The 26,029-nt window shown below is 30.5% G+C and carries 27 protein-coding genes; 17 read left to right on the top strand and 10 right to left on the bottom strand.

Translation table 11 applies throughout. The features are described from left to right. Positions 1-114 precede the first annotated feature (114 nt). A complete protein-coding gene (locus FVF61_RS04760) occupies positions 115-510 on the bottom strand; it encodes a hypothetical protein (RefSeq protein ID WP_148453910.1) in 396 nt (131 codons plus the stop codon). Positions 511-626: 116 nt separating this feature from the next. On the opposite strand from FVF61_RS04760, the gene FVF61_RS04755 reads away from it, so the two are divergent. Then, positions 627-1,070, top strand: a complete 444-nt coding sequence (locus FVF61_RS04755; RefSeq protein ID WP_148453907.1) for an Lrp/AsnC family transcriptional regulator — start codon at positions 627-629, stop codon at positions 1,068-1,070. On the opposite strand, the gene FVF61_RS04750 is transcribed toward FVF61_RS04755, so the two are convergent. Beyond that, positions 1,062-2,273: an MDR family MFS transporter gene (locus FVF61_RS04750; protein WP_148453905.1), complete on the bottom strand. Its 1,212-nt coding sequence runs from the start codon at positions 2,271-2,273 to the stop codon at positions 1,062-1,064. The genes FVF61_RS04755 and FVF61_RS04750 overlap by 9 nt on opposite strands. Before the next feature lie 237 nt (positions 2,274-2,510). Between FVF61_RS04750 and FVF61_RS04745 the strand changes: the two genes are divergently transcribed. Continuing rightward, complete coding sequence (locus FVF61_RS04745) at positions 2,511-3,113, top strand: DUF1684 domain-containing protein (RefSeq protein WP_148453904.1); 603 nt, start codon at positions 2,511-2,513, stop codon at positions 3,111-3,113. Positions 3,114-3,123: 10 nt separating this feature from the next. Here the strand turns inward: FVF61_RS04745 and crcB are convergent, their stop codons facing one another. Next, positions 3,124-3,489, bottom strand: coding sequence for a fluoride efflux transporter CrcB (gene crcB, locus FVF61_RS04740; RefSeq protein WP_148453902.1), 366 nt, complete (start codon positions 3,487-3,489; stop codon positions 3,124-3,126). A gap of 2 nt (positions 3,490-3,491) precedes the next feature. After that, positions 3,492-4,508 carry an SRPBCC family protein gene (locus FVF61_RS04735; protein ID WP_148453900.1) on the bottom strand — a complete coding sequence of 339 codons (1,017 nt, stop codon included), beginning with the start codon at positions 4,506-4,508 and terminating at the stop codon, positions 3,492-3,494. Positions 4,509-4,928: 420 nt separating this feature from the next. Between FVF61_RS04735 and FVF61_RS04725 the strand changes: the two genes are divergently transcribed. Next, entirely contained in the window at positions 4,929-5,315 is a 387-nt protein-coding gene (locus FVF61_RS04725; protein ID WP_148453896.1) for a pyrophosphohydrolase domain-containing protein, read from the top strand. Positions 5,316-5,343: 28 nt separating this feature from the next. Here FVF61_RS04725 and FVF61_RS04720 read toward each other — a convergent pair whose 3' ends face one another. Next, a complete protein-coding gene (locus FVF61_RS04720) occupies positions 5,344-6,414 on the bottom strand; it encodes a branched-chain amino acid aminotransferase (protein WP_148453894.1) in 1,071 nt (356 codons plus the stop codon). A gap of 113 nt (positions 6,415-6,527) precedes the next feature. Between FVF61_RS04720 and FVF61_RS04715 the strand changes: the two genes are divergently transcribed. From FVF61_RS04715 to FVF61_RS04700, 4 genes are all read left to right on the top strand, one after another. Continuing rightward, entirely contained in the window at positions 6,528-7,043 is a 516-nt protein-coding gene (locus FVF61_RS04715) for a DUF4920 domain-containing protein (protein WP_148453891.1), read from the top strand. Then, complete coding sequence (locus FVF61_RS04710) at positions 7,044-7,484, top strand: hypothetical protein (protein WP_148453889.1); 441 nt, start codon at positions 7,044-7,046, stop codon at positions 7,482-7,484. 2 nt (positions 7,485-7,486) lie between these two features. After that, a complete protein-coding gene (gene mnmD / locus FVF61_RS04705) occupies positions 7,487-8,182 on the top strand; it encodes a tRNA (5-methylaminomethyl-2-thiouridine)(34)-methyltransferase MnmD (RefSeq protein ID WP_148453887.1) in 696 nt (231 codons plus the stop codon). 92 nt (positions 8,183-8,274) lie between these two features. Beyond that, positions 8,275-9,189: a TIGR01777 family oxidoreductase gene (locus tag FVF61_RS04700; RefSeq protein WP_317131658.1), complete on the top strand. Its 915-nt coding sequence runs from the start codon at positions 8,275-8,277 to the stop codon at positions 9,187-9,189. Positions 9,190-9,235: 46 nt separating this feature from the next. On the opposite strand, the gene FVF61_RS04695 is transcribed toward FVF61_RS04700, so the two are convergent. Next, positions 9,236-9,892 (bottom strand): YceI family protein, encoded by a 657-nt coding sequence (locus tag FVF61_RS04695; protein ID WP_148453885.1) that lies wholly within the window; start codon positions 9,890-9,892, stop codon positions 9,236-9,238. 163 nt (positions 9,893-10,055) lie between these two features. Between FVF61_RS04695 and FVF61_RS04690 the strand changes: the two genes are divergently transcribed. From FVF61_RS04690 to FVF61_RS04645, 10 genes are all read left to right on the top strand, one after another. Further along, positions 10,056-10,574 (top strand): nucleotide exchange factor GrpE, encoded by a 519-nt coding sequence (locus tag FVF61_RS04690; RefSeq protein WP_148453883.1) that lies wholly within the window; start codon positions 10,056-10,058, stop codon positions 10,572-10,574. A gap of 2 nt (positions 10,575-10,576) precedes the next feature. Further along, positions 10,577-11,707: a molecular chaperone DnaJ gene (dnaJ, locus tag FVF61_RS04685; RefSeq protein WP_148453881.1), complete on the top strand. Its 1,131-nt coding sequence runs from the start codon at positions 10,577-10,579 to the stop codon at positions 11,705-11,707. A 288-nt stretch (positions 11,708-11,995) separates the two neighbouring features. Further along, positions 11,996-12,922, top strand: a complete 927-nt coding sequence (locus FVF61_RS04680) for an ABC transporter ATP-binding protein (protein ID WP_148453879.1) — start codon at positions 11,996-11,998, stop codon at positions 12,920-12,922. 1 nt (position 12,923) lies between these two features. Continuing rightward, positions 12,924-14,237 carry an ABC transporter permease gene (locus FVF61_RS04675; RefSeq protein ID WP_148453877.1) on the top strand — a complete coding sequence of 438 codons (1,314 nt, stop codon included), beginning with the start codon at positions 12,924-12,926 and terminating at the stop codon, positions 14,235-14,237. Positions 14,238-14,239: 2 nt separating this feature from the next. Beyond that, positions 14,240-15,070 (top strand): mechanosensitive ion channel family protein, encoded by an 831-nt coding sequence (locus tag FVF61_RS04670; RefSeq protein ID WP_148453875.1) that lies wholly within the window; start codon positions 14,240-14,242, stop codon positions 15,068-15,070. 5 nt (positions 15,071-15,075) lie between these two features. Beyond that, positions 15,076-16,239: a sigma-54-dependent transcriptional regulator gene (locus tag FVF61_RS04665; RefSeq protein ID WP_148453873.1), complete on the top strand. Its 1,164-nt coding sequence runs from the start codon at positions 15,076-15,078 to the stop codon at positions 16,237-16,239. Further along, positions 16,236-16,979 (top strand): hypothetical protein, encoded by a 744-nt coding sequence (locus FVF61_RS04660; protein ID WP_148453871.1) that lies wholly within the window; start codon positions 16,236-16,238, stop codon positions 16,977-16,979. The genes FVF61_RS04665 and FVF61_RS04660 overlap by 4 nt, the downstream gene beginning before the upstream one ends. 141 nt (positions 16,980-17,120) lie before the next feature. Further along, the gene (locus tag FVF61_RS04655) at positions 17,121-17,999 is read left to right on the top strand and encodes a PPK2 family polyphosphate kinase (protein WP_148453869.1); all 879 of its coding nucleotides are present in this window, start codon (positions 17,121-17,123) and stop codon (positions 17,997-17,999) included. A gap of 79 nt (positions 18,000-18,078) precedes the next feature. Next, positions 18,079-19,482: a M20/M25/M40 family metallo-hydrolase gene (locus FVF61_RS04650; RefSeq protein WP_148453867.1), complete on the top strand. Its 1,404-nt coding sequence runs from the start codon at positions 18,079-18,081 to the stop codon at positions 19,480-19,482. Between the two features lie 34 nt (positions 19,483-19,516). Then, positions 19,517-20,089, top strand: coding sequence for a hypothetical protein (locus FVF61_RS04645; protein ID WP_148453865.1), 573 nt, complete (start codon positions 19,517-19,519; stop codon positions 20,087-20,089). A gap of 200 nt (positions 20,090-20,289) precedes the next feature. Here FVF61_RS04645 and FVF61_RS04640 read toward each other — a convergent pair whose 3' ends face one another. From FVF61_RS04640 to FVF61_RS04625, 4 genes are read right to left on the bottom strand one after another with little or no spacing between them, the layout of a single operon-like run. Next, complete coding sequence (locus FVF61_RS04640; RefSeq protein WP_148453863.1) at positions 20,290-20,850, bottom strand: Pycsar system effector family protein; 561 nt, start codon at positions 20,848-20,850, stop codon at positions 20,290-20,292. A 34-nt stretch (positions 20,851-20,884) separates the two neighbouring features. Continuing rightward, positions 20,885-21,925, bottom strand: a complete 1,041-nt coding sequence (locus FVF61_RS04635) for an adenylate/guanylate cyclase domain-containing protein (RefSeq protein ID WP_148453861.1) — start codon at positions 21,923-21,925, stop codon at positions 20,885-20,887. Then, on the bottom strand, positions 21,925-22,299 hold the full coding sequence (locus FVF61_RS04630; protein WP_148453859.1) for a response regulator: 375 nt from the start codon (positions 22,297-22,299) through the stop codon (positions 21,925-21,927). The genes FVF61_RS04635 and FVF61_RS04630 overlap by 1 nt, the downstream gene beginning before the upstream one ends. 27 nt (positions 22,300-22,326) lie before the next feature. Then, positions 22,327-26,010, bottom strand: a complete 3,684-nt coding sequence (locus FVF61_RS04625) for a two-component regulator propeller domain-containing protein (RefSeq protein ID WP_148453857.1) — start codon at positions 26,008-26,010, stop codon at positions 22,327-22,329. Between the last annotated feature and the right edge of the window lie 19 nt (positions 26,011-26,029).

The following is a 26,029-nucleotide window of genomic DNA, read 5'->3' as shown; positions in this document are numbered from 1 at the left end:
TTTTTAGAATCCCGATTCATTTTTTGAGTCGGGATTTTTTTGTCTATATATAATTATATAATTTAACCTTTTAATAACAAATTAATGAAAGTTGAGTATATTATTAGAAAGAAGTTATAGTGTTAGTGACCAAGTATGTTGTAATTTTCTGAATTTTTTCAGCTCACTTCTAAGAATAGGTAAATAATCTTTACCGTTACTATTTGATTTTTCTAATCGACTGCAGTTTTTGAATAATAGATTTGTTAATCGTTTAACAGACTCAATATGTTTATATTTTTTATCGCTAAATCTCTCTAATTCAGCTTTTTCTATTTCAGGAGCTAATGAAACTGATTGTTGAACAATATCGCCTGAGAAATATATGTTTATATCTTCTTTCCCGTCTGCTTGTAAGTATGACAAATCTTGATTCAAGTAAGTTGAAATACTTCTTGATAAGACAATAATTTCCATAGCCTTTTGATATAAAGGCGACTGGTATAAATGTGATGTTAAATTAGGAATCATACTTCAATAGCAATTTTACCAAAATTAATAACAAGATTTGATATTTGCCTTTAGAATTTAAAGTAAAATTGTATATTTGATTTAAATATTAATGTATATTTTAATATTACTTTAAAATGAGTATAGATAGTTTAAATTGGAGCATATTAAAATGTTTGCAAAGTAATGCAAGGCAATCTAATGCTGAAATAGGACGTAAAGTTGGCATTAGTTCGCCAGCAGTTTCGGAACGGATTAAAAAAATGGAAGACTCTGGTATTATTCAAGAATATCACACAACTGTATCTCCATTTGAGGCAGGTTATCAGTTAAAAGCTATTATAACTTTGCGTGCATTTATGGGGAAACTGAAACCTTTCCTAGAAAAAGTAAAAACTTATGATGAAGTCATAAACTGTTATCGTATAACTGGAAACGAAAATATAGTAATGGAAGTTGTATTAAAAAATCAAAAGCATTTAGAGGCGTTTATTGATCAACTTATTATCTATGGAGAAACTAAAACACAAATAGTACTTTCTCATGTTGTTAAGCACAATCCAATAAAAAAATTAGGCTAAATCTTTATTTGCTTTTAAATATAATTTAAGATAAAATATAAGACCTATACAGATTAGTCCTAATAGCCCCATAATTAACCAAGTGGTATTAAATCCATAACTATCTACCAATTGCAGTCCTGCATTGTGACCAAAAATATGAGAAATTGAGAACGAGATAGTATATAATGCCATGTATTCTCCTTGATTTCCTTTTTTAGCACGTTGCATGGCAAATGCATTTGAAAAAGGAAAAGCAATCATTTCACCAATTGTCATTAGTAACATTCCTATTATTAAGACACCAACCCAAGAAGTCATATTTAAAACTAGAAAACTTAGAACGGTTAAAATAGCGCCAAAAATCATAAGCCCTGGCTTCGTATATTTAGTATGCTCTAACCACTTAATAAGTGGCATTTCTAATACAAAAATAAAGAAGCCATTAAGACCAAGAAGTAGTCCGATTTCAAACTCTGATAAGCTATGAATATCTTTGTAGTACAAAGGCATAGTAGAAAAATATTGTAAAAATATGATTCCAAACAATGTCATTGATGCTAAAAAGATCCAAAAGGCTTTGTCTTTATAAGCTGATTGAGGATTTTTGTTAATAACAGTGTCTAAAGTTCTGGCCTTTTTAGGGTTTAATACTTTTATAAGTAGGATTGTAGCTAAAATACATGTAATGCCATCAACCCAAAATAAACCACCATAACTTATGGTAGTTATTATTAATCCACCAACAGCAGGACCAGCAGAAAAACCTAAATTTATTGCAAGACGTATTAAGGTTACAGAGCGTGTTTTATTTTCTGGTTTGCTATAAGCACTTAAAGCTACAAACATAGCAGGTCTAAACATATCAGCTACTATCATTATTACAAAAATCCCTAAGCAGAATGATGAAAACGTATTTAAATATTGTAGTCCAATAAAAAGAAAACCTGTTGTTAGTAAGCTTCTTACCATTACTTTATAATAGCCTATTCTATCTGTTAATTTGCCACCTAACCAAGAACCTATTACAGATCCTAATCCAAAAGCAGACATAACCCAACCTACCTCTGCTAAAGTAAAATTTAAATCTTTAGTTAAATACAAAGAAAGAAAAGGAATTACCATAGTGCCTGCTCGATTAATTAAAGTTATTAATGCAAGCCACCATACCTCAGAAGATAAGCCTTTAAAAGTATTTATATAGTTGTTGAATAGTGTTTTCATTTTTTGGTTGATTCATTAAAAGTAAAAAGTCCGACAATTAAGTCGGACTTTTATATATAATTTCAATTGATAATTAAATCACAAGAATTCATAGTTAATCCAACTCTTCCATAAAGAAGCGGTTTGTTTTCTAAAAATAGTGACGTAAGTAATCATTTTTTTTTTTTTTCTTTTAATGAATCAAATCTAAACAAAATACTTTAAAGTTGTACTTTTGAAATGTAAAAAATATAAAAAATGAAATACTTCTTACACTTTTTTTTAATGATTTCTGTTTTAAGTTGTGCTCAAGATAAACAACCTCTTTTAGGAAACACTGATTTTCAAAAAAAGATGAATGCCGATTTTAAAGATGCTACAAAATCGCCACTTAAAGACAAAGACCGAAAAGATTTTAGAGGCTTAGATTTTTTTGCGTTTGATTCTATTTATGTGGTTACGGCAACTCTTACTAGGACTCCAGATGAAAAGCCTTTTCAAATGAAAACAACTACAGAAAGACTTCCAGTTTATGTAAAATATGGTGAAGTTTCTTTTATGTTAAAAGGAGTTAATCACAAATTAAATATTTACCAAAATTTAGATTTAATGAAAGAAGCAGGTTATGAAGATTATTTGTTTTTGCCTTTTTTAGATCTTACTAATGGAGAGACAACTTATGGAGGTGGAAGATATGTAGAATGTAGAATCCCAAATGATGATAAAGTTGTCATAGATTTTAATTCAGCTTATAATCCTTATTGTGCATATAATGAAAAATATTCTTGTCCTATAGTGCCACGTGAAAACTATTTAGAAATTAAAGTTGAAGCTGGAGTTAAAGCTTTTGATAAACATTAGAATGTTTCTTTTATTTTACAAGATACAGTCCGAAGAAAACAGCCAAGAATCCTATTACAAAACTGGCAATAGTATATATCGCAAAATTTAAAAAGTCTCCGGATTTTAAAAATATATGGTTTTCGTAAGCAAATGCCGAAAATGTAGTGAAACCTCCACAAAATCCAGTAGCTAATAATAAAGTGCTGTTTTGAGAAAGAGAGTTGTTTTTAGCTGCTAGACCTAAAATAATTCCAATAAATAAACTTCCTAGTATGTTGGCAGCAAAGGTGCCATAAGGAATTCCTGTTTCAAAACTATTAAAGTGTTTGCCAATTAGATACCTTAAAACACTGCCAAAACCACCACCAACAAAAACAAGTAAAAGCTGCTTCATATTTACTCTACTGCTATGTAAATTTCTGTAATCCAATCTGCTGGATTAGGATTTAATGAAGGATCTGTAACATATACTTCTATCATTGGTCCAATTTCTTTAGGTATTAAATTATTTGTTTCAATATATTTGAAAGAACTATTCCAAGCTTCCTGTAAATATTCAAAATCACCTTTTAATATAGTTTTAACTGCTTTAAATGGCTCTAATTGTCCTGTTAAAATATCACTTTCTGTTGTAATAACTTGAGCAGTAGTTGGAATACAACAAGAAAACATTACGGCATTGTTTTCTTCATCCCATTTATGATAAATTACAAATGGTGGACCAGCCATGGTATTATTACTCATGCCATAATTAATTACCTGAGGTAACATAGTTTGCATCTTTTCTTTTAAATCATCTATTTTACAGGATGATGTATTATAAAGGTAAAATCCTCCACCATGTTGGGTTAAGCCTATTACATTTACAGAATATATTTTCATAGAAGCAACTACTATACTATCTAATTTTTCTAATCCTCTTTCAAAATCTGGACCTATCATTGTATCAAAACCACCAGTAAAGGCAGCATATGCTTTAAACATAAAAGGAATTTTTTCAGAATTCATTTTCCAAATAACCTCAGTTTTTCCATCTGGAGTAGAACTAAAACTCCAATGTATGTTTGAAGGTTCACTATCTCCAAATTGTAATTCCTGATCAATTGAAACATTTTCAGTTGCATCTATTGTTTTCATTCTACCATTTCCATCTTGATCTACCCAAGAGTAAGAACCACCAATGTCTTTAGTTTGTTCATCTAAAGTAATTACAGTTTTAGGATCTTTTTCAACCCAAGAAGACCATGCTTCCCAATTTTTAAAATCGATAACGTTGTTATAAATAACAGAAGCAGGAGCTTCAATAGTTCTTGTTCGTTTAACTTCAAAAGAGTTAGGTTGCACTGCTATATAAATAGCCAATCCTATAAAAACTATAAGAAGAAAAAAGATTAAATATTTAAGGAGTTTCATTTTTGGTAGTGTTGTTTTACCAAAGATAATCAATTCTAACTTACTTATTAATATATTTCAATATCACTAAATATTATTTGTAGATACCAAAATTCAAGTCGTGTTAAGATTGTAATAACAAATTTATACCATATTAATTATTGATTTGCTTCAATTTAATCTATTAATAAATTACTTAAAAAACCATTTAATAGAAGCTATAAATAATATAAAGGAAATAAAAGCTATTAAAACCCAAACACTACCCTTATAATATTTTTTGTGAGTTTTTTTATCGTGTCTATAAGTGAAGAATAGGATAATTATAAATGCAATAGCAAATAAAATTCCAAAAACTAATTGACCATTTGTAAACATATCCTTAATTTTAGACAAAATTACAAAAACTAACTTATAACATTTCCATTAAGAATTAATTAAATGAAAAATAAAATTGAAGCTGTAAAAGAATTTCATAAAGCATTTAAAATTGGTCATCGTGAAACACCAAAAGCCGACCTAGGAATAGAAAAAAATATGCTTCGATATAAATTAATGAGAGAAGAAAACGAAGAGTATCTTGAAGCTGCTAATAATAATGATTTAGTTGAAGTTGCCGATGCACTTGGAGATATGCTATACATTTTATGTGGGACCATTATAGAACACGGATTACAAGATAAAATTGAAGAAGTCTTTGACGAAATTCAACGTAGTAATATGAGTAAATTAGGAGAAAATGGAGAGCCTATATATCGAGAAGATGGAAAAGTATTAAAAGGCCCAAATTACTTTAAGCCTCATATATCAGATATTTTAAACAAATAAAAAAAGGGAAGCATTTGCTTCCCTTTTTTTATTTAACTTCAAATCTCCAACCGTGTCTATCGTCAGATAAATTATGTTGAATGTTTAATAGTTGATTTTTAAATAAGGATGCATATGAATTTTCAGTATCAGGAATTTCAAATACTTCATCTGCATGTTCAAATGCAGAAATAGGACTAATAACAGCAGCTGTTCCTGCTCCAAAAATCTCTTTTAAGCTACCATTTTTAGCAGCTTCTTTAATTTCGATTACTGAAACTCGTCTAACTTCTATGTTTATATTATTGTCCTTAGCCAGTTGAATAATGCTCCTTCTTGTTATTCCATCTAAAATTCTATCACTAGTTGGTGCTGTAATTAAAGTATTATTTATTCTGAAAAAAATGTTCATTGTACCTGCTTCTTCTAGAAACTCATGAGTATTAGCATCTGTCCAGATAATTTGTTGATACCCTTTAGCTTGGGCTAGAGAAGTTGGGTAAAATTGTGCTGCATAATTTCCAGCTGCCTTAGCAAAACCAACACCACCATCTGCCGAACGACTATATTTTTGTGCAAATAAAACACGAACTTTTCCTGTATAATAAGCTTTTGCTGGAGAACATATAATAATAAAACGATAACTATTTGCTGGCGAAGCAGAAATTGCAGGCTCAGTAGCTATAATAAATGGTCTAATATAAAGTGAATTTCCAACTCCAGATTTAATCCAGTCTTTGTCAAGTTTTAATAATGTAGACAAACCATTCATGAAAATATCTTTTGGAAATTCTGGCATAGCTAAACGAGCTGCAGATATGTTTATTCTTTTTAAGTTATCCTCTGGTCTAAACAAAATAACATTATCATTTTCATCTTTATAAGCTTTCATACCTTCAAAAACAGCTTGCCCATAATGAAATACTCTAGCAGAAGGTTCAAAAGTCATAGCTTGATATGGCATGATTTTGGGTTGTTGCCATTCACCATCTATATAGTCGCAAACAAACATATAATCAGTAAAAGTTCTGCCAAAAGTTAGATTATCAAAATCAACATTTTTAAGCTTAGAATTGTTAGATGTTATAATATCAATTTCTTTATTTAATGGATTCGTCATTATGTATATTTTGTTCTGCGAATTTAGAAAATTAATGTAGTATAAAAAACCAAAACGTTTTTTAAAAAATACGTATCTTTGATGTTAATCTTAATTTAAATATTATAATTATTATGAAGCATTTTTTAACCTTTATTATTTTGTCTTTAATAATTGTTTCTTGTAAAAACAATACTACTGAAACTAATGTAAATTCTTTAGAATCTGAAGAAGTTAAAGAATTAGCATATGCCTCTTTTGGAGATAAAATAGAAGCAGATAATGCTATTGAAGCCAGATTAATGGCAGATACTTATAAAGAATTAGTTGTAGGAGATAGCATTTCTACAAAAATGATAGCCAAAGTAGAAGAAGTTTGTCAAGCCAAAGGTTGTTGGATGAAGCTAGACTTAGGAAATGATGAACAAGTAATGGTTAAGTTTAAAGATTATGGGTTTTTTATGCCAAAAAATATAGCAGGAAAAGAAGTAATTGTAAACGGTAAAGCTTTTGTTAGCGAAGTTTCTATTGAAGAACAACGTCATTATGCCAAAGATGCAGGGAAGTCTGATAACGAAATTGCTGCAATTACAGAGGTTAAACGTACTTATACGTTTGAAGCTGACGGTGTCTTGTTAAAAGAAGAATAAATGAGGGTTTTAATTTATGTTTTGTTTATAATCATTTGTTTTTTTGGATGTAAACAACCTGAAAAAGAAGTTGAACATATAGTAAAAGAAGAATTGGTTTACGACATGTATCAACCTTCTGAAATGGCCAACTTAATGAATGAGATGTATGCTCAAAACTTAAAAGTTAAGGAAGATATATTAAATGGAATTGTTCCTGAAAAATTTCCTTTAGATTTTTTAAAAATACACTCAGCTGAACTATCTGAATTTAAAAGCAGAAACGAAACATTTCAGAGTTTCTCTAAACTTTTTATTGAAAGTGAAAAGGAAATTTTCAATACAAATTCTACAATCCCAGTAGAAGAACGCTATAATAACACGATTAATCTTTGTATTTCTTGTCATCAAACAGAGTGTACAGGTCCAATTCCTAGAATTAAGAAACTATTAATTAAATAGGTTTGAAACGAAAAATCATCAATACTGCAGATGGTTCTAAAACAATACAATTAATAGGATTAGATGAGCAATACCATTCTATTCATGGTGCTTTGCAAGAATCTCAACACGTGTTTGTTAATCAAGGATTATTACATTTTTATTCTTTAAATAAAAGTGTAAAACCAATTACTATATTAGAAATAGGTTTTGGAACGGGTTTAAATGCTATGACTACTTTAGCAGAAATAACCAATTCCAATCTTCAAGTTTCCTTTGTTGGTATTGAAGCTTACCCTGTATCAGAGGATGAAATATTAGAATTAAATTATGGAACTCAATTTACGTTTGAAGGATCAAAACAATTTTTTAAAATAATTCATAAAAATACCTGGGAAAAGCAACATGTAATTACTTCGGCATTTACACTAACTAAACAAAAAAAGTATTTTTCAGAAATTTCAGATATAAATATGTTTGATATAATATACTTTGATGCTTTTGCTCCAAGAATACAACCAGAACATTGGACTGAAGATATGTTTAAAATTATGTATAATGCGTTAAAAAACAAAGGGATTCTTGTTACATATTCTGCAAAAGGAAGTGTACGTAGAGCCATGCAAACAGTAGGGTTTAATGTTGAAAAAATTCAAGGACCTCCTGGAAAACGTGAAATGCTTCGTGGAACGAAATATTCTGCGAGTAAACAATCTTGAAATCATACTTATAAACTTAAGTTAAATCTGTTAAACCTTATGTAAAGTCAATGATAATGGCTTTGCTATTCAGTATATTTAAATAAAAATTAATGATGAAAGTTTTAATTACAGGAGCAACCGGATTAATTGGCAAAGCCATTGTTAAAAAATGTCATGACCATGGCATTACTGTACATTATTTAACAACTTCTAAAGATAAAATTGAAAATACAGAACATTATAAAGGTTATTATTGGAATCCTGAAAAAAAGGAAATAGATATTGCTTGTTTTAAAGAGGTTGATGCAATAATAAATTTAGCAGGAGCATCCATTTCAAAAAGATGGTCAGATAGTTATAAGAAAAAAATAATTAATAGTAGAATAGAATCATTAGACTTATTAAAAAAGAGTATTGCAAAGAATCATTTGCAAATAAAGCAATTGATATCTGCAAGTGCCATTGGTATTTATCCTAACTCACTTACAAATTACTATGAAGAAAGTTATCAAGGTAATTCTTCAAGTTTTTTAGGAGAAGTTTCTAAACAATGGGAATCTGCAGCAGATTCATTCACTGAATTGAATATGTTAGTAGCAAAAATAAGAATAGGGTTAGTGTTAGATAAACAGGATGGTGCTTTGCCAAAATTAATAAAGCCTATTCGATTTGGATTAGGAGCTGCTTTAGGAGATGGTTTTCAATGGCAATCTTGGATTCATGTTAAGGATTTAGCAAACATTTTTGTTTTTGTATTAGAAAATAAGTTAGAAGGAGTATATAATGGTGTAGCTCCTAATCCAGTATCAAACCAGGAACTTTTTAAAGCTATTGCAAAATCAATAAAAAGACCTTTAATTTTGCCAAATATTCCAAGTGTATTTTTAAAGTTAGTTTTAGGAGAAATGTATGTTTTATTAGTAGATAGTCAACGTGTAAGTTCTAATAAAATAGATGCTAAAGGATTCGAATATAAATTCCCAAATTTATTGCCAGCTTTGGAAAATTTACTAGAAAAACCATAAAAAAAACCGTTAAGATTATAACGGTTTTTTTAGAATTATTTGTGCTTTATGCTTTTGTAGAAGTTACTTTAATTTGAAGCTCAATATCATCATTTATAAACTTGTCTCCTAAATTATCAAAAAATGATTTAGAACCATATTGTACATTCCATTTAGATCGATCTATTGTAAATGTTTCACTAGTAATATCTAATGTGTCTCCATTTTTTGTAATGGTTACTGGAATAGTAATATTGTTAATTGTATCTTTCATTTTAAGATTTCCAGACAACATAGTTTTTCCTTCAGTTGTTACAATTCCAGTTACTTCAAAAGCTGAAGCTGGAAATTTCTCTACATCAAAAAAGTCAGGACTTTTTAAATGACCAGTTAATTTTGCATGCTTTTCATCTTCAACAGGAATGTCCATAACATTAATTGAATTCATGTTTATTAAAAATGTACCACTTTCTAAAACATCGTTGTTCATAGTAAGAACACCACTTTCAAGTGAAATGGTACCATTATGAGAACCTGTAGGTTTATGACCTGTCCACATAATTGTAGAGCCATCAGTATTTACTATGTATTTTGTTGATACCTCAGTTTTTTCTACAGGAGCAGTAGCTTCAGTTGTTTCAGCCTCTTTAGCTTTGTCTTTACAACTTGTAAAAAATACTGTCATTGTTGCAATTGTTAAGATTGTAAAAAATCTAGTTTTCATAGAATATAATTTATTTTAGTGTTAAGAAGCAAAAATAAACATTAGAAAATAAAATATACTTAAAAAAAGATTAAAATTTATTAGTGACATTTTGACATTTTAATAATAATGGCAGTACTTTTGCCATTCTATTTCAGTATTTAAAATAATTATGAATACGATTATGAGTAAGAAAGAAAAAAAAACAGATATAGCATCAGAACAAGTTGAAGAGCAGTTAATTAATGAAGCTGAAAAAGTAGAACAACTACAGGAAGAAATAAAATTAGAAAAAGATAAATTTCTACGTTTATTTGCCGAATTTGAAAATTATAAAAGGCGAACTTCAAAAGAGCGCATAGAATTATTTAAAACGGCTAGTCAAGATGTTATGGTTGCATTATTGCCTATTTTAGATGATTTTGATAGAGCTTATACAGAGATTTCAAAATCTGAAGAAAAGGAATTATTGAAAGGTGTTGAACTTATTAATAACAAGTTGAAAAACACTCTAAAATTAAAAGGCCTTGAAGAAATTGAGTTAGTACAAGGTGATGCATTTAATGCAGATAACCATGAAGCTATAACTCAGATTCCAGCACCTACAGAAGATTTAAAAGGAAAAATTATTGATGTAGTGGAAAAAGGATATAAACTAGGAGATAAAACAATAAGATTTCCAAAAGTAGTTATAGGACAATAAAGATGGCAAAACAAGATTATTACGACATATTAGGAGTAAATAAAAGTGCTAGTGCTGCTGAAATTAAAAAGGCGTACAGAAAAATGGCATTAAAATATCATCCAGATAAAAATCCAGACAATAAAGAAGCCGAAACCAAATTTAAAGAAGCTGCTGAAGCATATGAGGTGTTAAGTAACGCTGACAAAAAAGCACGCTATGATCAATTTGGGCATCAAGCTTTCGACGGAAATGGTGGCTTTGGTGGTGGAAACATGAATATGGATGACATTTTTAGTCAGTTTGGAGATATTTTTGGTGGTGCATTTGGAGGTGGAGGAGGATTCTCTGGTTTTGGAGGTGGCTTTGGAGGAGGTCAGCAACGTCGTGTAAAAGGCAGTAATCTTCGAATTCGTGTAAAATTGACACTTGAAGAGATTGCAAATGGGGTAGAGAAAAAAGTAAAAGTAAGACGTAAAGCTCAAGCCCCAGGAACAACTTATAAAACCTGTTCAACTTGTAATGGTTCAGGACAAGTGACAAGAATTACAAATACCATTTTAGGACGCATGCAAACAGCTACTACATGTACAACTTGTGGTGGAGCTGGTCAATCTATTGATAAAAAACCAAATGATGCAGATGCTCATGGCATGCTGGTTAAGGAAGAAACAGTTTCAATAAAAATTCCTGCTGGTGTTGTAGATGGCATGCAACTTAAAGTTTCAGGAAAAGGTAATGAAGCTCCAGGAAATGGTATTTCAGGAGATTTATTAGTTGCCATTGAAGAAGAAAAACATGAAACCTTACAACGTGAAGGTGATAATTTACATTACGACTTGTATATAAGTCTTCCAGATGCTGTTCTTGGCACTTCAAAAGAAATAGATACCGTAACTGGAAAAGTTCGTATTAAAGTAGATGCTGGAGTTCAATCTGGTAAAATATTAAGATTAAGAGGAAAAGGAATACCAAGTATTAATGGTTATGGAAAAGGAGATTTGCTTGTTCATGTAAACGTATGGACACCAAAAACATTAAACAAGCAACAAAAAGATTTTTTCGAATCGATGAAGGATGATGAACATTTTTTACCAAAGCCAGAAAGTACGGACAAATCATTTTTTGAAAAGGTAAAAGATATGTTTTCTTAAAAAACAATATAACATCAATTAATCCGTCTAATTAGACGGATTTTTTGATTTAAATTAAAAGATATTTTAATTAAAAAAAGTGATTGTTTACCAAAAAACACTATATTTGATATATCACTATTTTAGAATAGTGGTTTTTTTCTTTTTCATAGCAATTTTTTCCCATCCTTAAATAATTTTTTATATAAGGGTGGGTTTTGTTTTTTAGAATCAAGTATTTTGGGATAAATTGTTAATAGCTCTTTTACATTTAATATCTTTACAACCCTATTATAATAACTAACCCATATGAATAATTTATTAGAAGCACATTCGGTTTCTAAAAATTTCGGAGATTTTACAGCACTTAATAAAGTCTCAATTTCAGTTCCAAAAGGAAGTATTTTTGGATTGCTTGGTCCAAATGGTGCTGGCAAAACTACCCTTATCAGGATTATAAATCAAATAACAATGCCAGACGAAGGTCAGGTTATTTTAGATGGAGAATCTTTGCAAAATCATCATATTAAAGATATTGGCTACTTACCAGAGGAGAGAGGCTTGTATAAATCTATGAAGGTAGGCGAACAAGCAATGTATTTAGCTAGATTAAAGGGTTTAAGTAAATCAGAAGCTAAAACCAGATTAAAGTATTGGTTTGAAAGATTGGAAATTGGAGATTGGTGGAATAAAAAAATTCAAGAGCTTTCCAAAGGGATGGCACAAAAAATTCAATTTGTTGTTACTGTTTTACATGAGCCTAAATTATTGATTTTCGATGAGCCTTTTTCTGGATTCGATCCAATAAACGCAAGTTTAATAAAAGATGAAATATTGAGGTTAAGAGACAATGGAGCAACAGTTATTTTTTCTACACATCGAATGGAATCTGTTGAAGAATTATGCGATCAAATTGCTTTAATACATGAGTCTAATAAAATTTTAGATGGTACATTGACCGATATTAAAAGACAGTTTAAGACCAACACGTTTGAAATTGGTATTAGAGCTTCAGATAATCTAATTTTAGAAAAAGAATTGTCGCAAAAATTTAGTGTTTCTCCTGCAAGTTTTAAAACATTGGGAGATGAATTAATGCTAAATGTGAAACTTTCTGAAAATGACGTTCCAAACGATTTACTTAGTTATTTAACTTCAAAAGGAGAAGTGTCTCATTTTGTTGAATTAATTCCAAGTGCAAACGATATTTTTATTCAAGCTGTAAAAAATCATTAGAATGAACCATTTATCACTCATCATAGAAAGAGAATATTTAACTAAAGTTAAAAACAAATCATTTATAGTAATGACTATTCTTAGTCCTATAATAATGATTGCTCTAATTGCTATAGTAGCTTATTTATCTCAAATAAATAATAATAAAGAACGAACCATTTCTATTCTAGATGAGTCTGGAATTTTAAAAAGTTCTTTTACTAATACTGAATCTATAAAGTATAATATTTTAGACAATACAACACTTGATGAAGCTAAAAAAAGTGTCAATGAAAATAAAGAATATGGCTTATTATATATTGAAAATTTTAAGGACATTAATGAATTAGGAGAGCATATTAAGTTTTATTCTGAAGATTCTCCATCATTAACACTTATGTCTGGCTTAGAAAGTAAACTTGAAAAACAACTTACAGATTTAAAATTAGAGTTTGAAGGTGTAGATATGGAAAAAATCAAAGCTTCAAGAGTAAGAGTAAACATAGCACAAGAAAGCTTTATAGGAGAAAAAACATCAAAAATAGATAGTGTAGTAAAACTCATTTTTGGAGGTTTAGCTGGTTATTTATTATTTATGTTTATTATAATTTATGGTAATATGATCATGCGAAGTGTTATTGAAGAAAAGACAAGTCGTATTATAGAGATTATTATTTCATCTGTAAAGCCTATACAACTTATGTTAGGTAAAATTATTGGAACCTCTTTAGCAGGAATAACTCAGTTTGTAATTTGGATTATTTTAGGAGGAATATTAATGACTTTGGTGTCCTTTATTTTTGGTATTGATTTTGCACAGTCTCAATCAGCCCAGCAAGAAGTTTTAAATCAGGCCATGCAGAACCCAGAAGTTAGTATGGAGATTCAAAATGTTATGAATGCATTTTATAATTTACCAATTACAAATTTAATTATTGCATTTATTCTATTTTTTATAGGAGGTTATTTATTGTACAGTTCGCTATATGCAGCTATTGGTGCAGCAGTAGATAATGAAACAGATACGCAACAATTTTTACTGCCTATTTTAGTGCCATTAATTTTAGCAGTTTATATAGGTATATTTACAGTTATAGAAGATCCGCATGGAACTGTCTCAACGGTGTTTTCGTTTATACCATTAACTTCACCAGTTGTAATGCTAATGCGAATTCCTTTTGGAGTTCCAATTTGGCAACAAGTTTTATCCATAGGTTTATTAATAGGAACATTTATTTTCACAGTTTGGTTTGCAGCTAAAATATATAGAGTAGGTATTTTAATGTACGGAAAAAAACCTAGTTATAAAGAATTATTAAAATGGATTAAATATTAAACATGAAAGAATTTTTTAAACTTCTAAATAAATCTTATGATTTAACAGATAAGATATCTATTAGTATTATGGATGTTATAATTCTGGTTGTTGTTATACTAATAGCTTCATTGGTATTAAGAGTTTTAAGAAAACTTATTACAAGAAACCTTCCGTATGATGATAAAAAGAAATTTAAAGTTGTTTTTTCTTATGCAAGGTGGCTTATTTATGTTATAATTATGCTCATCACCTTTCATTCTTTAGGTGTTAATGTTACAGGTATTTTTGCAGCTTCTGCAGCTTTATTAATTGGTATTGGTTTAGCACTTCAAACTTTGTTTCAAGATATTATTTCTGGAGTGTTTATTCTTATAGACCAATCGGTTCATGTTGGTGATATTATAGAATTAGAAAATAAAGTAGGTCGAGTAGAAGAAATAAAGTTAAGAACTACGCGAGCTGTAACAGTAGACAATAAAGTATTAATTATACCAAATCACTTATACTTAACAAATAGTTTATATAATTGGACACAAAATGGAACAACTACTAGAGAGAGTGTTTCTGTAGGAGTCGCTTATGGTAGCGATGTTCAGCTTGTAAAAAAGCTGTTAATACAAGCAGCTAGCATGCATCCAGATGTTATAAATGATCCACCACCAATGGTCTTGTTTACAGATTTTGGAGATAGTTCTTTAAATTTTAAAGTTGCTTTTACACTTGGAGACAGTTTTAATGCAAGGATTCCTTCAAGCGATATTAGATTTGAAATAGACAGACTTTTTAGAGAGAATAATGTAAGTATACCATTCCCTCAAAGAGATATTCATATTATTGAAAAACAGAAATAAACAGTATGCCAAAAATATTAGTCATAGAAGATGAAGCAGCAATTAGAAGAGTTTTAGTAAAAATTCTTTCAGAAGAAAATAATACCTATCAAGTTGAAGAGGCTGAAGATGGATTAATAGGAATTGAAAAAATTAAAAAAGACGATTTCGATTTGGTTTTATGTGATATTAAGATGCCAAAAATGGATGGTGTTGAGGTCCTTGAAGCTGTAAAAAAAATAAAACCTGAAATTCCAATGGTTATGATTTCTGGCCATGGAGATTTAGATACAGCTGTAAATACCATGAGGCTTGGTGCTTTCGATTATATTTCCAAACCACCAGATTTAAATAGATTATTAAATACAGTTCGTATCGCTTTAAATAGTAAAGAGCTTGTTGTAGAAAATAAAATGCTCAAAAAGAAAGTGAGCAAGAATTTTGAAATGATAGGTGAAAGTGATGCTATTTCACATATAAAAGCAATGATTGATAAAGTAGCTCCTACAGATGCTCGTGTGCTTATTACAGGACCAAATGGCACAGGAAAAGAACTGGTAGCACATTGGTTACATCAAAAAAGTGAACGATTTAATGGACCATTAATTGAAGTGAATTGTGCAGCAATTCCTTCAGAGCTTATTGAAAGCGAATTATTTGGACATGTTAAAGGTGCTTTTACAAGTGCTGTAAAAGATCGAGCTGGGAAGTTTGAAGCTGCAAATGGAGGTACTATTTTTCTTGATGAAATAGGAGATATGAGCCTATCTGCTCAAGCCAAAGTGTTAAGAGCATTACAAGAAAGCAGAATTCAACGTGTTGGTAGCGATAAAGACATTAAGGTAGATGTTCGAGTTTTAGCTGCTACTAATAAAAATTTAACAACCGAAATTGAAGAAGGTAGATTTCGTGAAGATTTATACCATCGACTTGCAGTTATTTTAATTAAAGTGCCTTCGCTTAATGATAGACGCGAAGATATTCCATTATTAATCGACTATTTTTCTGATAAAATTTCAAGCGAACAAGGAACCGCTAAAAAATCGTTTTCAGATAAAGCTATTAAAATGCTTCAGGAATACGATTGGACAGGAAACATTCGTGAACTTCGAAATGTGGTTGAAAGGCTTATTATTCTTGGCGAAAAAGAAGTGAGTGAAAAAGATGTGAAACTATTTGCTAGTAAATGATAAAATTCTTCAGAAAAATAAGGCAAGGATTAATTTCTGAAAATAAATTCAGTAAATATTTATTGTACGCTGTTGGTGAAATTGTACTTGTAGTTATTGGAATTTTTTTAGCATTGCAACTTAATTTATGGAGTGAAAATAGAAAATTTGACGTTGTAAGACAAAATTACTATCATCAACTTCTAGAAGATCTAAATAAGGACAAAGTATATATTGAAAGAGTAATTGATACTTTAAACTCTTTTCGATTAGATTTTACAAAATATTACGAAACCTTTAAAGAACCCAATTTAGATCCAAATAAGGCATTAGCAAACCTGTTTAGCTTAGAATTTACATCTAAAATGATAGAATTTAATTCAAGTACTATAGAAACCTTAGAAAATACAGGAGATATTAAATTGTTGGCTCCAAACTTAAGAAATAAGTTAGCAGATTATAAACGCTCACAAGAATTAGCGGTAAAAGTATCGTCGGGAAATGATGACAATAAAAGTAATATTTTGCAAGAAGCGTCTTTATTAATAGGTAGTATTACGCTTACTGAACGACTTGTTAATCAGCCAAATCTTACGGAATATCTTAAAGATGAATTCAATTATCCAAAGCTTTTCATAATAATGGAAGCTGTGCATGAATGGAAAAATGCTTCAGAAGTTATAACACTTGAAAACCTACACAATATACTTAAAGATAATGCTGAGCTACAAGAGCTTATTTCTTCTAAAATAGAAGATTAAAGAAATCTTCTATCACAGTTTTATTTCTTCAAAAACCAATTGTCTGGATTACTTGTCATAATCAGTTTACTTAATAATTCATTCAATGGTAATACAGAAAATTTTGATATCTTTAAAAATAGAATATAAAATCTAATAAAATTGAAGACTATAGATCCAAATACCTTTAAGGTAACTCAAAAAGTTGAACTTAAAGATATAAGTACCACTTATAATTTAGATGCCAAAAGAAAAGAAATAGAGCTAGAACTTGAAAAAACAAGAATAAAACTGGCAAAATTGCAAGATACCATGTATGCACATGGAAAATATGCTGTTTTAGTGTGTTTACAAGGCATGGATACAGCAGGGAAAGACAGTTTGATTCGTGAAGTTTTTAAAGATTTAAATGCCAGAGGCGTTGTTGTACATAGTTTTAAAGTGCCTACTTCTTTAGAATTGAAACACGATTATTTATGGCGACATTATATAGCTCTTCCAGCTCGTGGCAAATTTGGTATTTTTAATAGAACGCATTATGAAAATGTGTTGGTCACTCGCGTACATCCAGAATATATTTTAGGTGAGAATCTACCAGATGTTCATTCTCTGCATCATGTCAATGAGGCTTTTTGGGACAAACGTTTTGAGCAAATAAATAATTTTGAAAAACATATTGCCGAAAACGGAACCATCATTTTTAAATTCTATTTGCATCTTTCTAAAGAAGAACAAAAAAACAGATTACTTCGTCGATTAGAAAAGAAAAACAAAAACTGGAAATTTTCTCCAGACGATTTAAAAGAGCGTTTGCGTTGGGACGAATATCAAGCCTGTTATGAAGATGCCATCAATAGAACTTCGAGACCTCATGCGCCTTGGTACACCATTCCTGCAGATCAAAAACCAACAGCAAGACTACTTGTGGCAAACATTATTTACTCTACTTTAAAACAATACGATGATATTAAAGAACCTGAATTAGACGATGATATTAAAGCTAATTTAGAACGATATAAGGAACAGCTTGAAAAAGAGTAACTCTTAGAATTCTTTTATAGTTTCTTTCACAGTCTCCTTTTATAATAATAGTATCTTTAATTTTTCAAAAACTATTTCTATGAAATTCATAATTTTCCTTATTAGCTTTTCTTTTATTTTAAGTACTACTGCACAAACAGATGCTGAGGTTTTAAAAAACATTTACACAACCTCTCTTACAAATGGAAATAGTTATCAGTGGTTAGATTATTTATCAAATCAAATTGGAGGCCGTTTATCAGGTTCATTAAATGCTGAAAAAGCAGTAGAATACACAAAGGAAGAGCTTGAAAAATTAGGATTAGATAAAGTTTGGTTACAGCCAGTTATGGTTCCAAAATGGGTTCGAGGAACTCCAGAATTTGCCTTTATTGAAACTGCTCCAGGAGTAACTACTAATGTGAATATTTGTGCACTTGGAGGTTCTATAGCTACAAAATTTGGAGGCTTAAAAGCCAATGTAATTGAGGTTAAAAGTATTGAAGAACTTGAAACATTAGGAAAAGATCAAATTGAAGGAAAAATAGTGTTTTTTAATAGACCAATGCAAGCCGATTTAATTCAAACCTTTGAAGCTTATGGAGGCTGTGTAGATCAAAGGTATGCAGGAGCTATGGAAGCTGCAAAATTTGGAGCAGTTGGTGTAATAGTTAGATCTATGAACCTACGCCAAGACAATTTTCCTCATACAGGAAGTATGACTTATGGCGATTTGCCTTTATCTGATAGAATTCCTTCTGCAGCTATAAGTACTAATCATGCCAATGAGTTAAGTAGTATGTTAGCATTAAACAAAGACTTAAAATTCTATTTTAGCCAAACCTGTCAGCAGTTAAAAGATGTACAATCATACAATGTTATAGGCCAAATTACAGGAAGTGAGTTTCCAAACGAATATATAATAGTTGGAGGTCATTTAGATTCATGGGATTTAGGAGACGGTTCTCATGACGATGGAGCAGGAGTAGTACAATCTATGGATGTATTACGTTTGTTAAAAGAAAGTGGTATTAAACCTAAGAGAAGTATTCGAGTGGTTTTGTTTATGAATGAAGAAAACGGACTTCGTGGAGCTACTAAATATGCTGAGGTTGCCAAGCAAAAAGGTGAAAATCATATTTTTTCTTTAGAAAGCGATTTAGGAGGGTTTACACCACGTGGATTTAGTTTCGATTGTAGCGATGCTAATTTCAATCAAGTATTAAGTTGGAAAGAACTCTTTAAGCCTTATTTAATTCATTATTTTGAAAAAGGTAGAAGTGGTGCAGATGTTGGTCCTTTAAAAACAGATTCTAATGTTTTAGCTGGTTTACGTCCAGATTCGCAACGCTATTTCGATTATCATCATGCAGCTAACGATACCTTCGATGCTGTTAATAAAAGAGAATTAGAACTTGGTGCAGCTACCATGACAAGTTTGGTATACTTATTTGATAAGTATGGAATTAATCCTATTTCAAATGATAAACAAATTAAAAACTAATTTGTAATCTGTGAATCTAAATTACAAATAAATAATGATAACAAGAAAACTTACACTTGTAGTAATGCTATTAGTATCTATGTTTGCTAAGGCTCAGAACAATGTAAAACTACCATTTTACGAATTACCTGAATATCCAGAATCATATACAGCAGGAACAGTTGCTGGCAGAATGGTAGAAAGTTTGGGTTTTAGATATTATTGGGCAACGGAAGGATTAACAGAAGTAGATTTAGTATATAAACCCAATAATGATGTGCGTTCTACATCTGAAACTATAGATCATATTTATAATTTGTCTTTAGTTGTAGTAAATGCCACTTTAAATAAACCAAATAGTAAAAATGATGTAGAGATGACTTTTGAAGAGCAACGCATTCAAACCTTATTGAATTTACAAGAAGCTGCAAATATTCTAAATGCTAGTGATGATATTTCTCAGTACAAAATCATCTTTGGAACGAATGAAATTCCTTTCTGGAACGAAATTAATGGTCCTATTGCAGACGCTATTTGGCATTGTGGACAGATTGCTTCATTTAGAAGAAGTTCTGGAAATCCTATTAATCCAAAAGTGGATCAATTTAATGGGAAAGTGAAGCCTTAATCCGTTTTTTCTTCAGATGGATCATCTTCCTTTTTCATTTTAAAATAACCAGTCACTAAGCGTATGCCTAATCTTGCAAACAAGATAATGGCAATAACCATGATTATATTAAATCCATCCATAAATCAACCAATATAAAACAAATTTAAGGTTAATTATTGACGTAGTTAATAGTATTATAATGCATTTAACATTTACATTTAAAGAGTAGTAACAATCATATTATAACCAACAACAACTAATAATAAGAAAAGTCCAACTGCTAAAAAACGTAATGATTTGTTAACATACTTAAATTTTATAGCTGCAATTTTAGAAATAATATAGATTTGTTGTCCTAACTGATCGAAAACCTGATTTTCATCCATACTAATTCTGTAAAATGCTTTAGAAAATTCTTTAATGGTTCCAAATTTGGAAATAACATCTCCAAAAAAGAAAATATTCTTTTCGTAATCTGCTTCAATTCTAGGCATAAAACAACGAACACTAAAATAAATAGATGTCATAGTGCATAAAAACCAAGCTCCTAATAACACATATAAAAGTGGTTTAGTAGAAGCAGAAACCAATATCATTTCAATATATTTATATGAAAAGTTTAATAGGATTCCATAAAACGAAAGTATCAAACCTGCTTTAATTTCAGAAGCTTTTATTAAAGAAGAGACATAATCAATACTTCCCCAATAATGATCAATTAAATCATCGGTATGTTTGTTTGTTTTGTGTTTAGGGATTTTAGATTCTTCAGGTTCCATAATGATTGTTTTTAATGATAAAAGTGATTAAAATTTACTCTATAACTTCATAAACGGTTATAGCTTCAGCTTTATTTTTTAATTGAATATCTCCAATTTTTTTGCATTTAAAAGCTTCCTTTACTTGCTTGTAACATGCTTCACTAATAATTATCTGATTTTCTTTTGCTGCATCTTGAAAACGTGCTGCTGTGTTGACCGTATCTCCAATAACTGTATAATCCAATCGTTTTAAACTAACCGAACCAATATTTCCAGAAATCATTTCGCCACTTTTAATTCCAATAGAAACTTTAGGAATATATCCTTGTATAGTTTCAGATTTCGGAAGATTCATTATTTTGTTTCTAACTGCTAAAGCGGCATCGATGGCACGATCTAAATGGTAATCTCCTCTAAAAACAGCCAAGATTGCATCTCCAATAAACTTATCTACAAAGCCTTGTTGTGCCATAATTTCTTTTACCATTTCATCAAAATACGAGTTAATCATACTCACTACTGTATCTGCTGGAGCTGTTTCACTAATTTTTGTGAAACCACATATGTCAATAAACATCACAGTTGCTTCAATGGTTTCATTAGCCATGATGGTAGATTCATATTCACGACTTCCCATAAAATTAAGCACATTTTCATCTACATACATTTTAAGAATGTTATTTTCTTTAATGGCTTGAAGTGTTTCTTTAATTTGATTGCTATGCTTTATGGTTTTTTCAACCGTAATATTTAAATCTTCAAAATTGATGGGTTTGGTAATAAAGTCGAAAGCACCACGATTCATGGCAGTTCTAATATTTTCCATATCTCCATATGCAGAAACGATAACCGTTTTTAATAGTGGCTTCGTTTCACTTAATCTACTTAATAAAGTAAGACCATCCATTTCAGGCATGTTGATGTCGCTTAAAACAACATCTAAATTGGGCTCAGCTAACACTTTTTCAAGCGCATCAACTCCATTAATAGCAAAGAAGAATTCAAACTCTTTTTCTCGAATTTGTTTTCTAAATTTCTGTTTTATAAGGACTTCTAAATCTGCCTCGTCATCTACTACTAGTATTTTAGCCATTATATTATTGTTTTTAATTTGTCTTTTAAAAGATTAAAATCCAAAGGTTTGGTTAAAAAATCGTCAGCGCCAAGTCTTTTAGCTGTATTAAAATTCTCATCATCACCATAAGCAGTAATCATCATGACCACTGGAGGAGGTGCATGGAATTTTCGTTTGATATGATCCAATAATTCTAAACCACTCATTCCTGGCATATTAATATCAGACAAGATAAGAACTGCTTCTTGATTATTCTCATTTAAATAAGTTATTGCTTCCTCACCAGAAAAAGCAAAAACAAAGTCCATATTACCAGTTTTTATTTCTTTTCTAAATCGTTGTTGAAATAGTGTTTTTACATCGTGTTCGTCGTCTACTACTAAGATTTTCATAACTTAAATTTTTTTATATTTGTTTAATTATTTTGGAATAATAATGGTAAAGGTTGTGCCTTCACCTTCTTTACTTTTTACCTTTAATTCGCCACCATGCGATTTAACAATATCATAACTCATAGATAATCCCAGACCTGTACCTTGGCCAGAGGGTTTTGTTGTGAAAAATGGTTGAAAAATTTTATCCAAAATTCTCTTAGGAATACCCGAACCATTATCTTTTACTTCTATAAATACTTTATCATTTAATTGTTTGGTACTTATCCATATTGTTGGGCTTTTAATGGTTTCTTCTTTTGTTGCTTTAGAGTTTGGAGATATGGCATGAAGTGCATTGGTTATTAAATTCAATATTACTCTACCCATATCTTGTCCAGCCACATTTATCAACCCGATTGACTCATCAAAATCTGTGTTTAATGTTGCATTGAAGGATTTGTCTTTAGCACGAAGACCATGATAAGCCAATCGCAAGTACTCGTCAGCTATCGCGTTGATATTGGTGGGTTCCTTTTCTCCACTAGTATTCCTACTATGTTTTAACATCCCTTTTACAATGGCATCTGCGCGCCTTCCATGATGGTTTATTTTTAACTGGTTTTCTTTAATATCTTTAGAAATCTCGATAGCTTCTTCTGGGTTGCCAACTTTCAATTCCTCTTGCATCTCATCGATTAGCTCTATGTTCACCTCCGAAAAATTATTGACAAAGTTTAAAGGATTTTGGATTTCATGAGCAATTCCTGCTGTCAGTTCTCCTAAACTTGCCATTTTTTCTGATTGGATTAATTGGGCTTGGGTACTTTTTAGTTTCAAATAGGCTTTTTCTATTTCTTTGGCTTGTTCCAGTTCTTTTTTCTGAGACTCTTCGCGAGCCAGCCTAAGTGTGTGTTCCTTTTGATATTTATGAATTCTAAAACCAATAAGTAACACAATTAATCCATAAATTATATAAGCCCACCAGGTTAACCACCAAGGAGGTGTAATTACAATTTCTATGGAAGCACCTTCTTCATTCCAGGTTCCATCTGCATTTGATGCCTTTACACGAAAAGTATATATGCCTGGAGATAGATTAGTATATGCAGTTGTTCTTGCTTTAGAAGGTGTTGACCACTTTTCATTATAATTTTCCAGTTTCCAAGAATATAAATTGTCCTCAGGTCTTAAATAATGGAGTCCAATAAATTCAAAACTTAAATTTTTTTGCCAATATTTTAATTTTACTTGATTTGTAAAGGATACTGCTTTTTTAAATATATCACCATCTGGTTTTGTATATAAAGAATCCATAATACCCATTGCAGTTATATACACAGCAGGTTTGGTCAAGTCCTTTTTAGATAACTTATCAGGCACAATAAGATTTAGTCCATTTAAACCGCCAATCCAGATATCGCCATTTTGAGTCTTTAGGGTTAAGTTATATCTTCCATACTTTTGAAATCCGTCTTTTTCAAAATAACTAGTATATTTTTTTGTAAGCGTATCAAAAACTGATAAGCCCCTTTCTGTTGGTATCCATAACTTTCCATGATCATCAAAAGCAAAACTATTCGCATCATTATGCAGAAGGCCTTTGTCTTCGCCATACATGGTAACATCATTTATTCTAGGGCCAATTAATGCCAATCCACCTCCACTATAGGCTAAAACCCATAGTTTTCCATTAGTAGCTTTGACGGAATAACTAATACTCGGCAAGTTTACTTCATCTTTATTTTGAAAAAAGTTATCTTTTTCAGGGTTGTACAAATTTATACCAGCATCAGTACCTATCCATAATCTATGTCTATCATCTTCAGCTAAAATGCGTATTTCATTATTTTTAATAGAAGTTGAATCGTTTGGGTTATAATTATAGTGTGCAAATTTGTTTTCGTTTTCTAAATAGCGGAATAATCCCACTCCATTGCCACGAGGGTCTCCAAGCCAAATCTGTTGTTTTGAGTCTAGAAAGATTTTAGTTATTGTAGTGCTTGTTAATCCATGATCTGAATTGTTTTTAGGCTCAAATTTTGAAATAACATTTCCTGATATTTCATCTAAAACATAGGTGCCATTATTAAAAACTGAAACCCAAATATGATCTTTGCTATCCTTTGAAAGTGTGCGCACGTTAACTTTATCTCCTAAGTTTGTTAGTAATTTTTCAAACATTTTCTTTGAAGCTGACCAACGATATAAACCATCACTACTACCAATCCAAATCACCCCATTTGAATCTTCAATGATGGCGTATACTCTGCCAATAGTTGTTCCTGTTTTATTTCCAGAAAACCAGCCAAAGGTATTGAACGATTTATCGCTATTTTTTAAGGCTATTCCGTTATCTGTACCAACCCATAATTGTTGTTTACTATCTTCAAAAAGTGCCGTAATATCATCTGAAGGCAGACTAGATTTATCTTTAGGATCATGATTAAGTAGTGTTATTTGTCTCGATTTAGGAGACTGCTTATAAATATTTGGGCGCGTGCCAACCCATAGAAGTCCTGAATGGTCGAGAGCAAATTTTCTTCGGAAACCATTATTTTCAAATGGATTATTCTCATCATTAAATTGATAATCAAAAAACTCAAAAGATTTAGATTCAAATTCATACCTAAGAGTATAATTAAAACTTCCATTATTAGTATCGGTACTGTTAACCTCAAAAAATATAAAAGCATCATTATGGCTTTGTGGTATTATTTCCAACACCTTGCCAGTTACTTTAAAATCTAAAGCACCTTTACCAAATTTAAAATCTTCTCTTTGTTTTGAGTCTCGATTAATTCGTGTCAGGTTATCGTGGGACGATACCCAAAAATTACCATGTGTATCTTCAAAATTAGCCCCCCAAACTATGTCATCACGATTTGTAAACGTATAAGTATCCACAACTTTCCGTAATATAGGATCCCATAAAAATAGGTGCTTATTATTTGTCATTAAAATTAAACCACTTTTACTTGCTGTGTTTATGTCTACTATAGAGTCTGTTAACGTAGTGCCAGGAATTATATCGCCTGTTTTAAATTGAATTTCAAAAACATCTTTTGCTCTATCATAACGAAGTATGTTATAATCTTGTGCTCGAAGCCAAACCGAACTGTCTTTTTTAGATTCTGCTATTTCAAAGTTTAAGACTATATCATTATATTTTCGTCCAACATTATAAGAATATCTTGTAACAATTTGTGTTTCGGGATCCATTTTACAGAGAAATCCCTCTTGGCTATTTAATCTGCTTGAAAACCAGATGTTTTTAGCAATATCTTCAAATAGGAGTGTACAATTGCGATAAGGTATTTTTGTGGAATCTTCAACAACTATTGGATAATTTGTGAACTTTTCGGTTTTAGGATCATATGTAGCTAAGCCTCCACTATTACTAACGCCTCCAAGCCATAGTTTACCGTCGTTTGCTAATAGTATTCCGCCACTAAGATTCCGAAGGTGCAGTCCATCTGGATTATCCAGATTTGCTCTAGTAACCTCCATTTTATAACCATTAAATTTGGCAAGTCCGTTTTGTGTGCCAATCCAAATATAACCTTGCTGATCTTGGATAAAGTTTATTCCTACTTCTTCAGGAAGACCTTCAGCTACGCCATATTTTTCGAAGGCTATTTTTTCTGTTTGTGCTACAACGCTGGATGTTATAAATATGCATACTAGTAACATATTTAATGTCCTTCTTAAAAAATCGCCTTTATTTTTCATTGTTAATGTATTTAAAACT

This window comes from Xanthomarina maritima (assembly GCF_008084905.1).
GTDB lineage: Bacteria > Bacteroidota > Bacteroidia > Flavobacteriales > Flavobacteriaceae > Xanthomarina > Xanthomarina maritima.
Note: the sequence above shows the minus strand (reverse complement) of the source record. Positions and strands in the feature narration are given on the sequence as shown.